Raw genomic sequence first — 8,948 nt, 5'->3', positions numbered from 1 at the left:
GTGTTCTCTCCTGGTGGTCGGCGATGCGGGGGCGTGATCGGGCCCGGCCGCGCCGGGTTACGGGAAGGTCAGGTCGAGCCGGGCGGAGCGGACCGGCTCGGCGGCCGGTCCGGGCGCGGCGGGCAGGCGCCAGAACCTGCTGCGCCGGTAGGCGGGCTTGGGCAGCGGTGGACGCCCTGGCTCCCCGGGGGCGCCGGGGCCCAGCAGGACATGGGCGTTGGTGCCCCCGAAGCCGAAGGCGCTGACACCCACCCGGCTCCCGGGTGGCAGGTCGGTGACCCGGGTGACGGGGAAGAAGGGCGAGTCGGCGAACGCGAACCGCGGGTTCGGCCGGTCGCAGTGCAGCGTGGGCACGATCCTGCCGTGCCGCAGGATCTGTACCGCCTTGATGAATCCGGCGACGCCCGCGGCGCTGAGCAGGTGCCCCATCGTGCTCTTGACGCTGCCGATGCCGCAGTAGCCGCGGTCCTCGGTGTACGTCCGGTGGACGGCGGTCAGGGCCTGGAGCTCGATCGGGTCGCCGATCATCGTGCCGGTGCCGTGCGCCTCGACGTAGCCGATGGTGCGGGCGTCGGCCCCGGCGCGCGTCAGTACGTCGGAGACCAGCGCGCGTTGGGCCCGGCCGCTCGGCGTGGTGTGGCCCATGGTCCGGCCGTCGTTGTTGACGCCCGAGGACTCGATCACGGCGAGCACCCGGTCCCCGTCGCGCAGGGCGTCGTCGAGGCGCTTGAGCAGCACCATCCCGGCGCCCTCGCCCGGTACGAGGCCGTCGGCGGACTCGTCGAAGGTGCGGCAGCGGCCGCTGGGCGAGAGGGCCTTGCCCGCGCTGAGCATGAGGTAGGGCTCTTCGTCGAACAAGAGGTCCACGCCGCCGGCCAGGGCCATGGACGACTCCCCCGACGCCAGACTGCCGGCGGCCAGGTGGATGCTCACGAGGGACGAGGAACACGCGCTGTCGACCACGAGGTTCGGCCCCGTCAGGTCCAGGAAGTGCGAGATGTGCGCGGCGACGAAGTTCTGGTTGACGCCCGCGATGTAGGGCCGCTCGGGGGGCTGGAGGTGGGCCCGGTGGTTGCCCGTACGCGTGCCGACGAAGACGCCGACCGCCTTTCCCCGTACCTCGTCCTCGCGGTACCCGGCGTCCCGGAGGCATTCCACGGACACCTCCAGCGCCTTGCGTGCCAGCGGGTCCAGGTGGCGCGCCGCCTCGGCGTCGAATCCGAAGAACTCCGGGTCGAACAGGGCGGCGTCGTCCAGGAATCCGCCCCATTTGCTCTGGCTGCGTCCCGGTCCGCCGTCCGGGCTGTAGAGGGAGGCCACGTCCCAGCGGTCGGACGGCACCTCGGTGACGAGGTCGCGGCCCGCCAGCAGGGCCTCCCAGAGCTGCGCCGGGTCGTCGGCGCCCGGCAGGCGGCACCCCATCCCGATCACGGCGATGGGCGTGGGCCGCCCGTCCGGGGACGGGGCCCGGTAGGGGGCCCGGGACGGCTGTGCCACCGCCTCGGGGGCGGCCGGGCCCGTGGGCTCGTAGGCGGCCGGGCCCGTGGGCTCGTAGGCGGCCGGGCCCGTGGGCTCGGGCACGCGGCCGACGGGGGGTGCGCCGAGCGCGGCGGCGAGGCCGCCGAGCGTCGGGTGCTCCTGGAGGAGGCTCGGGTCGACCGGGTGGCCGAGGATCCCTTCGAGGTCGCGCACCAGTTCGGCCATGAGCAGCGAGTCCACGCCGACGTCGCCGAGCAGGGTGCCGGGGCCCAGCAGGCCGAGGTCGACCTTCGTGGTGCGGGCCACGAGGGCGTACAGCCAGTCCGGCGCCACCGCCCCGGCGGACTCGTCGCCCGGTACGGCGACGGCCGGTACGGCGACGCCCGCTGCGGTTTCGGTCCGCACGGCTGGGCCCGGAACCGCCGGGGCGGGAACGGTCAGGGCGGGGGCGGCTCCCGGTACGGGCAGGGCCTCGGCGGAGAGCGGTGCGGTGGGCAGGTCGGCGGTGGGCCGCGGCGCCAGGAACAGCTCGCCGGCGGCCAGGGCGCCGCGCTCCACCCGGCAGGGCAGGGACACCGCGTCGCCGGTCACCCTCAGGGCGAGGTCGAGCAGTTCCAGGGCGTCGTCGGCGGCGAGGTCGGGGATGCCGAGCGCGCCGCTCGCGCTCGTACGCTCCAGCCCCATGCCCACGCCCCTCCACAGGGGCCAGCGCAGGGCGCGCACCACGCAGCCGGCCTCACCGGAGTCGTGGGCGGCGGCGAAGTCGTCGAGCGCGCCGTTCGCCGCGGCGTAGTCCAGATGGCCCGCGGCGAGCCGCGGCAGCGCTCCGGCCACGGAGGAGAACAGCACCATGAGCCGGGGCGGCGTGGTGCCGAAGGCCGACCACAGCACCCGCAGTCCGTCGGTCTTGGGATGCAGCACCCGGGAGATGTCCTCGGGCGTACGGGACAGGAAGGACGCGGGCGGGTCCATCACCCCCGCGCAGTGGAAGACGGCGTCGATCCCGCCCGCCTGCTTCCTGACCCGGCCGATCAGCCGGCGCAAGGAGGCGACGTCGTCCAGGGCGTCGGTCCGTATGGTCAGCGTCACCCCGCGCTCGACGAGGGCGAGCAGCGCGGTCAGGCGTGCGCGCAGGGCCGGGTCCGTGGCGGGCGCGGCGACGAGGGCGGCCCACTGGTTGCGGACCGGCATCCGGGAACGGCCCACGAGCACGATGTGGCGGGCGCCCCGGTCGGCCAGGTGGGCCGCGAGGTGCAGGCCGATGCCTCCGAGGCCGCCGGTGATGAGCACCGCGCCGCGGTCGACCCCCGCGAGCAGGTCCTCGGCGGTCCGCGCCGGGGCGAAGGCCACCACCGGCCGGCGGCGGCGCGTGCCCTCGTACCGGATCTCCGTCTCCCGGTCGTCGGTCGCGGCTTCGGCCCGGACGGCGGCGGCGAGTTCGGCGGCGCCGCCGTCGACGCGGACGGTCCGTCCGTGGAGGGCCTGGAACTCTCCGGACAGGGAGCGGTAGAAGCCCGCCAGCGCGGAGCGTTCGGCGCCGCTGACGTGTACGCAGCGCAGCCCGACGCGGGGGTTCGAGGTGAGCATCCGCTGCAGCAGGGCGATGCGCTCGGTGACGAACGCCTCGGGGGCGGACCAGTCGACGAGGTCGACGATCCCGCCCAGGCCGGCCAGATCGGGTACGGGGTCCCCCGGGACGTGCGCCACGGCGCGTTCCCCGAGGACGGTACGGGCCAGCCGCGGATCGGTGGTGACCACCAGCAGCCGGCGGGTGTCACCGGTGTCCGGCGCGGCCGCGTCCCGCGCGTCCACCCACTCGGTGGTGAGGAGTTCCGCGCCCGCGACGGGTGCCACCCAGTGCTGGTCGCGGCTGAAGGGGTAGGTCGGCAGCGAAACGAGCGGCGTGTCCGGGGCCGTCCGGGCCGGTTCCGCTCCTTCGGACGGACCGTGGCCCCGCGCGCCGGACAGCCCGTCGGCCGCGCCGGACGGTCCGGTCACGGGCGCGTCGGGCGTGGAGTCGAGTACCGAGGCGAGCCGAGCGGCGAGTTCGCCGAGGTCCGACGCCTCGACGGCGACGCGGTACGGCAGTACCGCACGCCCGGTGCGCAGGGTGCGCGCGATCGACGCGAGCGGCGGGGCGTCCGGCGAGCGGACCGCCTCCAGCAGACCGGCCACGGCCTCCCGCAGCGCCTGCGGGGTCCGCGCGGAGACGGGCACGACCACCGGGCCGGCCGTCTCGGGGGCCGCCGCGGCACGGGGGCCTTCCTCCAGGACCACGTGCGCGTTGGTGCCGCCCATCCCGAAGGAGCTGACCCCGGCCCGCAGCGGGCCGCCGTCGACGGGCGACTCCCAGGCGGTGCGCCGGAGTTGCAGCCGCAGCGGCGTACCGTCGATCTTGATCATCCGGTTCGGGCGGCTCAGGTTGCGCCCGGCCGGGAGCGTCCGGTGCCTCATGGCCAGGATCACCTTGACCATGCCGGCGATTCCGGCGGCCGCCTCGAGGTGGCCGATGTTGGTCTTGAGCGAGCCGACCGCGCAGTGCGGCCCGTCGGGCCGCGGGTGGCCCCACTGCGTGTAGAGCCGATCGAACGCCGCGACCATGGCGGAGATCTCGATCGGGTCACCCAGGCGAGTACCGGTGCCGTGCGCCTCTATGTACCCGACGGTGCGCGGGTCGACGCCCGCCTCGTTGTAGGCGGCGACCAGCAGGTCGGCCTGGGCGTCCGGGTTCGGGGCGGTGAAGGACCGGGCCTGGCCGCCGTGGTTGACGGCCACGCCGCGGATCACCGCGTGCACGCGGTCGCCGTCGGCCAGCGCCCGGTCCAGCGGCTTGAGCAGCAGCGCGGCGACGCCCTCGCCCCGGACGTATCCGTCCGCCTCCTCGTCGAAGGTGTGACAGCGGCCGCGCGGACTCAGGACGCCGGTGCGCTGGTAGGCGTGGTGGCGGTCCGGGTCGCACAGGACGTTGACCCCGCCCGCGAACGCCTGGTCGCACTCGCCGGACCGCAGTGCGGCGACGGCCTGTGCGACGGCGACCAGCGACGAGGAGCAGAGGGTGTCCACGGCGACGCTGGGGCCGCGCAGACCGAGGGTGTACGAGACCCGGTTGGCCACCAGGGAGGGGGAGACCGCGACGCTCAGGTGCGGCTCGTCCCGCCCTGCGTGCCGGGCTATCAGCGCGGCGTAGTCGGAGTGGCACACGCCCGCGTAGACGCCGGTGCGGCTACCGGCGAGCGAGGTCGGATCGCATCCGGCGTCCTCGGCCGTCGCCCACACGGTCTCCAGCAGCAACCGCTGCTGGGGGTCCATCAGGGCGGCCTCACGGGGGCTGATCGAGAAGAACTCGTGGTCGAAACCGCGCACGTCGTCGAGCAGGGCCGCCTTGGCGATCAGATCGGGGTGGTCGGACGCGTCCCAGCGGTCCGCGGGGATGTCGCGGACAGCATCCTCGTCTCGGCCCAGGAGGTCCCACAGCTCGGGCACGCTCCGCGCGCCGGGGAACCGGCCCGCCATGCCGATCACGGCGATCGGCATCGCGGCGTGGGGCGCCGCCGCCGGTGCGAGCGCGGGACCGGCCGCCCGTACGGCCGCGGCCGGATGCGGGCGTTCGCCGCGCAGGACGCGCGCCATGGCCGTGACCGTGAACGCCTGGAACAAGGTGCTCGGGTCGACCTCGAGGCCGATCTCGTCCTCGGCCCGAACGGCGGCCTCGGACAGGGACAGGCTGTCCAGTCCGCGCGGGCGGAGGTCGTCGTCGGCGGTCAGCGAACCGGCAGGCTCCCCGAGCACGGTCTCCAGCACGGCCAGGAGCCGGGTTTCGAGGTCTTCGGGCAGGGGAGCCTGCGGAGGCACGGAAGAAGCGGCAGGAGGAGCGGGGGCGGGAGCGATCACGACCGGAGCCGCCCTGTCGCCCCGGAGGGCCGCGAAGGCCTCGGGCCGGACGAGCCGCTTGACGGTCTCCAGGCGGGCGAGCGGCCGGCCGTCCCGTTCCCGCAGCAGGGAGGAGGTGAGGACCACCCGGTCCTGCGACTCCCAACGGCAGCCGTCCAGGCGGTAGCGCACCGCGTCGGCCAGGCCGCAGTTGCCGAGGTAGACGATGTCCCGGCTGAGGGTCACGGCGTCGACGGCCCACTCGCCGTCGGACGCCACCGACCGTACGTATTTGCGCTCGCCGCGGTCGTTGATGTGCGGGTACGAGGCGAAGTAGAGCAGGCCCGCCGCGTTCACGTCCGCGAAGGGGTTCAGTTCGTACGTGTCGGTGTACAGGCCGGGGGCGCCGTCGGGTTCCAGCCGGGTCAGGGCGCGGAACTCGCCCTGGAAGTCCCGGTGTTCCGGTCGCGCGTCCGCCACCGGAGCGCGCCCCTCGTGCCGCGGCGTGCCGGGGACGAGCCAGTTGCCGGCGCCCCGGCGGACGAAGGAGGTCAGGAGGCGGACCTCGACCGACGTCGTGGGTGTGGCGAAGCGGATGTCGCTGACGAAGGCGTGCTCGTCGAGCTTGGCGAGCGTTCCGCTCAGCTCGCCCTCGTCGTGTTCGGTGAAGAAGCCGAGGGAGTCGGCCGCGGTGAGCCGGGCGCGGGTGAAGGCGGGCAGCAGCCGTTCGCCGTCGGCGTCCGCGAGCTCCGCGACCGGGAGGCCGAAGTGTTCGCCGATCAGCGACCAGTGGAGGTCGCCCGCTTCGCGTAACAGCCAGTTCTCGGAGAGGCCGCCCACGGAGAGCGCGGGAAGGCCGAGGGCGATCTTGCGGGTCAGCATATGGATGCCCGGCCGACGCGGGTGGGCTCGGTGGTCCCGGCGGACCGACGTGCGTCCCGACCCGGTTGCGGCCATGCCTCATCACAACGCTGAATCATCTACATCCCCCGATGCATTTACCTGTAGACCCTGTCTAGCACAGCAGTGGCAAAGGTAGTTGACCATTGAAACTACTCTCGCCGCGACCCCCGCCCTCTGACCAGAATTCGAAGGTCGACAAGAAAGCATCTTGGGTGATCATGGTTGCCTACGCAAGTGGAGGCATCGCTCGTGTCAGGAATTTCAGAGCTGGATACCGGCGTCCGCCATCCGATACGGATACCCGCACCCACCTGGCCGGACGGCCCGGATCGCGCGCCCGGCAAGGCACCGGGAGGCAGCCCTCGCACCGACTCCGCGGGGTCCGACCTACTCGTCGGTACACTGCCCGACGTCATGATCGCCGAGCTGTTCGCCGACCCGCCGGACATCCACCTCTATCCGGAGGAAGCGGACATGGTGAAGCGCGCGGTCGACAAGCGCCGACGCGAATTCGCCACCGTCCGGCTGTGCGCCCGTACGGCGCTGGCCGGGCTCGGGATTCCGCCCGGGCCGATCCTGCACGGCCCCGAGGGGGCCCCCGCCTGGCCGGAAGGCGTCGCGGGCAGCATGACCCACTGCCCCGGCTACCGGGCGGCGGCGGTCGCCAGGACCGCCGCGGTCGCCTCGGTCGGGATCGACGCCGAGCCCAACTCCGCGCTGCCCAGGGGCATCGAGAGGATGGTCGCCTCGCCCGGGGAGCGCCGCGCGCTGGACCGGCTCACCCTGTCCCATCCCGGCGTCGCCTGGGACAGGCTGCTGTTCAGCGCGAAGGAGAGCACGTACAAGGCCTGCTTCCCGCTCATGGGCCGGCTGATGGATTTCAGCGACTGCACCATCACCCCGGATCCGGAGAGCGGCACCTTCAGCAGTTCACTGCACGTACCGGGCCCGGTCGTCGGCGGCCGTCGGGTCGACACCCTCACCGGGCAGTGGCGAACCGCCACCCGGGAGGGCGTCGAGTACGTGGCGACGATGATCGTCGTACCGGCCGGCCCGGCACCCGCGGCGTCCGCTGACCGGTCATGAAACACCGGATTTCGGCCGCCTCCCAGACGCTGGCCGAAATTCATAAGGGCGAGGAGTTCCCCTCCCCGCCCTCCGAAAAAAACCAGCCAAGTAATTCACCGGAGCCCGTGCCGCCTCCCCGCGCGAGGCGGCCGGGCGAATGGCCGGAACTCGCTCACACCCTTGGAGGGCCCTTCCGGCGACAGTAGGGTGATCGACATGCTGCAAGAAGTAAAAGGAACGCAATATCTGACGGCCCTGCGTGAGGGCGGTTCACTTCCCGGGATCGTCGAGGCCGACAACGACGGCACCTACGTCGTCAAGTTCCGGGGAGCCGGGCAGGGAAGCGCGGCCCTCGTCGCCGAGATCGTGGTCGGCGAGCTGGGCCGGCACCTCGGCATCCGGGTGCCCGACCTGGTCCTCCTCGACGTGGACCTCGAACTGGCCCGGCGCGAGCCGGACCAGGAGGTGCAACAGCTCCTTCAGGCCAGCACCGGCCCCAACCTGGCCATGGACTTCCTGCCCGGCTCGGTGGGCTACGACGGCATCGGCTGGCGGGCACCGGCGGAGGAGGCCGCCCGCATCTACTGGCTGGACGCCCTGACGGCCAATGTGGACCGCACCTGGTCCAACCCCAACCTCCTGATCTGGCACCGCCAGTTGTGGGCGATCGACCACGGCGCGGCGCTGATCTTCCAGCACTCGTGGCCGTCGGTGGACGGCTGGGCCAACCGGGACTACGGCTTGGGCTCGCACGTCCTGTCCGAGCGGGTGTCCACGCTGAAGTCCTCGTTCCTCGACGCCCTCGACGCCGAACTGACCGCCCTCGTGACACCGGAGGCGCTGGAGCGGATCCTCGCACTCGTGCCCGACGACTTCCTGGTGACCATGAACTCGGCGAACGGCGCGGACCCGCAGACCCTGCGCGGACGCTACTGCGAATACCTGCTGGCCCGCCTCTCCGGCGAGCGCGCCTGGTGGCCGGAGGTCACGGCATGAGCACTCCCCTCACCCCCTCCCTCGGCTTCGACTACGCGTTGCTGCAAGCCGTTCCCCGCGTCGACCGCGGCGAGCGGATCAACGTCGGCGCGCTGCTCTACTGCAAGGAAGCCGACTTCCTCGCGGCCGAGATCCACATCGACGCCGCACGGCTGCGCACCCTGGACGCCGAGGTCGACCTCACCGGTGTCACCGACGCGCTCGAAGCGATCCGCGCCATCTGCGCGGGCGACCCGAAGGCCGGCCAGGCAGGCGCCGGCACGCTGCGCTCACGATTCGGCTGGCTCACGGCCCCCCGCAGCGCCGTCGTCCAGACCGGGCCGGTGCACGGCGGCCTCACGGCCGACCCGACGGCCGAACTGGACCGGCTGATGAACCGCCTGGTGCGCTGACCCGCCGCCCTCCCGCACCGCTTCCCCGCCCCCGCCTCCGAGGACGCCACATGCAGGACATCGTCAATGCCGTCGTGAGCGGGGAAGCGGTGCGGGAGGACTTCGCCGCGCTCGCCCTCCCCGAGGCGTACCGGGCCGTCACCTTGCACAAGAGCGAGACGGACCTGTTCTCCGGGCTCGCCACCCGCGACAAGGACCCGCGCGCGTCGATACACCTGGACGAGGTGCCGGTGCCCGAAC

General features: G+C 73.3%; 4 protein-coding genes and 1 pseudogene. 4 read left to right on the top strand and 1 reads right to left on the bottom strand.

The genetic code is table 11. The annotated features are described in order from the left end of the window. Positions 1 to 57: 57 nt before the first annotated feature. Positions 58 to 6,231 (bottom strand): SDR family NAD(P)-dependent oxidoreductase, encoded by a 6,174-nt coding sequence (locus tag QMF80_RS06495; protein WP_283450360.1) that lies wholly within the window; start codon positions 6,229 to 6,231, stop codon positions 58 to 60. Positions 6,232 to 6,666: 435 nt separating this feature from the next. Here QMF80_RS06495 and QMF80_RS06490 point away from each other — a divergent pair, with 435 nt between their 5' ends. From QMF80_RS06490 to QMF80_RS06475, 4 genes and pseudogenes are all read left to right on the top strand, one after another. Beyond that, on the top strand, positions 6,667 to 7,338 hold the full coding sequence (locus tag QMF80_RS06490) for a 4'-phosphopantetheinyl transferase family protein (RefSeq protein ID WP_283450358.1): 672 nt from the start codon (positions 6,667 to 6,669) through the stop codon (positions 7,336 to 7,338). A gap of 198 nt (positions 7,339 to 7,536) precedes the next feature. After that, complete coding sequence (locus tag QMF80_RS06485; RefSeq protein WP_283450356.1) at positions 7,537 to 8,316, top strand: HipA family kinase; 780 nt, start codon at positions 7,537 to 7,539, stop codon at positions 8,314 to 8,316. Then, complete coding sequence (locus tag QMF80_RS06480) at positions 8,313 to 8,708, top strand: DUF3037 domain-containing protein (RefSeq protein WP_283450354.1); 396 nt, start codon at positions 8,313 to 8,315, stop codon at positions 8,706 to 8,708. Before QMF80_RS06485 ends, QMF80_RS06480 begins: the two co-directional genes overlap by 4 nt. A gap of 50 nt (positions 8,709 to 8,758) precedes the next feature. Next, a pseudogene (locus QMF80_RS06475) lies at positions 8,759 to 8,948 on the top strand (crotonyl-CoA carboxylase/reductase); the annotation flags it as partial.

The sequence above is a fragment of the Streptomyces sp. G-G2 genome, assembly GCF_030063135.1.
GTDB lineage: Bacteria > Actinomycetota > Actinomycetes > Streptomycetales > Streptomycetaceae > Streptomyces.
This window is presented reverse-complemented; position numbering and strand designations above follow the sequence as displayed.

Bases quoted from the DNA above. Each gene is read 5' to 3' on its own strand.
- QMF80_RS06495 (WP_283450360.1), bottom strand. From the start codon at position 6,231: ATGCTGACCCGCAAGATCGCCCTCGGCCTTCCCGCGCTCTCCGTGGGC.
- QMF80_RS06490 (WP_283450358.1), top strand. From the start codon at position 6,667: ATGATCGCCGAGCTGTTCGCCGACCCGCCGGACATCCACCTCTATCCG.
- QMF80_RS06485 (WP_283450356.1), top strand. From the start codon at position 7,537: ATGCTGCAAGAAGTAAAAGGAACGCAATATCTGACGGCCCTGCGTGAG.
- QMF80_RS06480 (WP_283450354.1), top strand. From the start codon at position 8,313: ATGAGCACTCCCCTCACCCCCTCCCTCGGCTTCGACTACGCGTTGCTG.